At 39.1% G+C, this 2,568-nt stretch carries 2 protein-coding genes and 1 pseudogene; all 3 read left to right on the top strand.

The annotated features are described in order from the left end of the window. Nucleotides 1-380 (top strand): annotated as a pseudogene (locus PLH43_RS13505) (hypothetical protein); the annotation flags it as partial. A 57-nt stretch (nucleotides 381-437) separates the two neighbouring features. After that, a complete protein-coding gene (locus PLH43_RS13510) occupies nucleotides 438-2,123 on the top strand; it encodes a hypothetical protein (protein WP_324363981.1) in 1,686 nt (561 codons plus the stop codon). Between the two features lie 84 nt (nucleotides 2,124-2,207). After that, the coding region (locus PLH43_RS13515; protein WP_324363983.1) for a copper amine oxidase N-terminal domain-containing protein at nucleotides 2,208-2,568 on the top strand (361 nt) is incomplete at its 3' end.

The raw sequence follows: 2,568 nt of genomic DNA on the forward strand, positions 1-2,568 counted from the left end.
TGATTGCCCCAATCCAGATAAAAAATGCAGACGGTCATTTAGTGGACGGATTTACGTTTAAAACCGGCAATATAACCCGGTATTCCAATGAAGCCTCTGTGGGTTTCGGTACCTTCAGAAACGGCGGAGCAGTGGGAATCCATTTTAAATATCCTTTAAAATTCACATTTTATGCAGGCATGGATCCCAATGACCTGATGGCAAGATTTGAGAGTCTTCCTTGCAGTGCAGCAGAAGGAGATGACGTTTTAGTATGCGTAACCGTTAACTCAACTTTTGAGACAGACTTGGCCAATGTTCCGTACAAATGGGAAATTACAGATAAAAACGGAAATCCCGTACCGGCTACTTTTTCCGGAAGTGCAAATGCAGCAGAATGAAAAATTGAAAAAATAGAGGCAATAAAAGGAGAAAGTGTTCTCTATGCTGTCTTTAAAATGCCTGACAGCGATGTCAATATAAAGTTTGAGGTAAACAAAGACGGACAAAATCCACAAGAAAAGTATCTGGATAATAACGTTATCGATTCCGGAGAATTAATAAAGGTTGCAAAAAGGATTGAAACTTCAGTGGAGCAATTTGATTTGGATTACAATGTTCTATCGAGAAAGGTGGCATTCCCCCTTGCCGATAATAATGACATTGTAGCGGAATTGATATTGCCGAGATCTGATGCTTCATGGAATGGTAGTAATGCAACCGGAGCACTGAATGTAACAAATGAAGCAGAAAAATTATTCAATAACTTTAATGTAAAAAACAATCCTCCTGTAAATGAGCCGGAGGAGATAATTGTACGAAGACCGGTAATAAATATGACACTTAACAGAAGCTCTTTTGGAGATAATCCGGAAGGTAAGAAATGTTTGAATTGGCCGACTCCATGGGAGCCCTTATCCTTAAATGGAAATATTACTTTTGAGGGTAATGTTGTAAGAAAGTATACATATAAAATAAACAATAGAAATAATCTTCCCGTGGATACTGGTTCAGGTGAAGCTAAAGCATCTTTCAACAGCGGAGTAAAAACAGTAAATGTAAGGGCATTTATATACAACGGCAGTCCCAGCATTGCACCAAAGACCTTCCAAAATACAATTGAAAATAACAATGCCAATTCTTTGGAAAAGAAGCTTCTTTGGGCAAGCGAACCCTATAAATTTGATGTAATTCGCAAAATGTGTCATCTGAATGAAAACGGTTCAGTAGAAAGATGGGTGGATGTACCGGGACAATACCAAAGAATCTTTACACAGCAGAATTCGGCAAAAATCAACTGGTCGATACCGGCAAGCATGGCAGCCAATTATAAGCGAAGCAGGGATGCTGCAAGAAAAATGGATACAAGAAATTCAGAACTCGATAGAGCTGTTTTTGCGTCGGATAAGGCGTTTCAAGACTTGGCTTATCCCATTAAGTCGGGTTACTATTTTAATCCAACGGGCACTTATCAATTTACGGTAGAAACGGTAACTTATAAACCAACCACTGCTGACACAGAAGAGCACAAGAACCTCGTACAGGCGCTTATTAACTCCTTTAGATATGAGTCGAATCTTGTGTACGTAAACAATAAAAATCAGGCAGTGGATATACAAAACCAGTCCGCAACTAAAAAGGGTACTGTTTATACCGCAAGAGCAGCAGCTATCACCGCAGCCGATCCGGTTGGTTTGAATGGTGTAAATTGGCTTCAAATAATAGACAGGAAAGCAGATCCTTCCCGTTACACAAAAACGGTTGAGGAAATCAGACACTCAACCGATGAAGACATTTCGAAAACCCATGAGTTTTGGAGGAATATTTTGGAGGGTTATGAAGAATCGGGAACGCTTTCAAGCTATAATAACTATAAATACCGGGAATACGTTAAACCCGGTCAGACCATGTATAGAATAACAGAAAAGACAACGGTGACAATTATAGTCAATCCGCAAAACATAAAGGCGTACACTCATATTCAGATGGCAGACGGCAAATATTATGTCCGGGCTTATTTTGCCGATTCCGCACTTGCTAATATCAGCAGTGCACTTCCGACATTAAAGAGTGTTCAAATTGATAATATAGAAATATCAGTTGTTGGTTCCAGATATAGTGATATGAATTTTGATGAACGGTAACCATCTGCGATTATAAATGAAGTTCCCCTATATATTGTATCTAGGGGAACTTTATTTATAAATCAATCTGAGGAGGATTTTGAGATGAAAAAGCTTGCTTTGATACTAGTACTGGTTTGTACTTTTGTCACTTTATTTTCTATAGCACCTTCTGCCTTGGAGTTACCTCTTCGTGTAGTGATAAACGGCACAAAATTGGAATTCCCTGATGCCCAGCCTTTTATAGATGCTAATGGTAGAACTCAAACACCTGCAAGATTTATTGGTGAAGCATTGGGTGCAAACGTTACATGGGATGGAGTACAGAAAAAAGCTGTATTTGAATCAGACGGAAATACATTGGTTTTGTACATCGGAAAGAGAGAATATGATGTTAACGACACGAAGAAACAGATGGATACTGAAGCTTTGCTAATTGACGGCAGGACTTTTGTTCCGGCTAGAT

The organism is Acetivibrio sp. (assembly GCF_035371925.1).
In the GTDB taxonomy this organism is placed as follows: Bacteria; Bacillota; Clostridia; order Acetivibrionales; family Acetivibrionaceae; genus Hungateiclostridium.

Coding starts and splice junctions, on each gene's coding strand:
- PLH43_RS13510 (WP_324363981.1), top strand. CDS start 438: ATGCCTGACAGCGATGTCAATATAAAGTTTGAGGTAAACAAAGACGGA.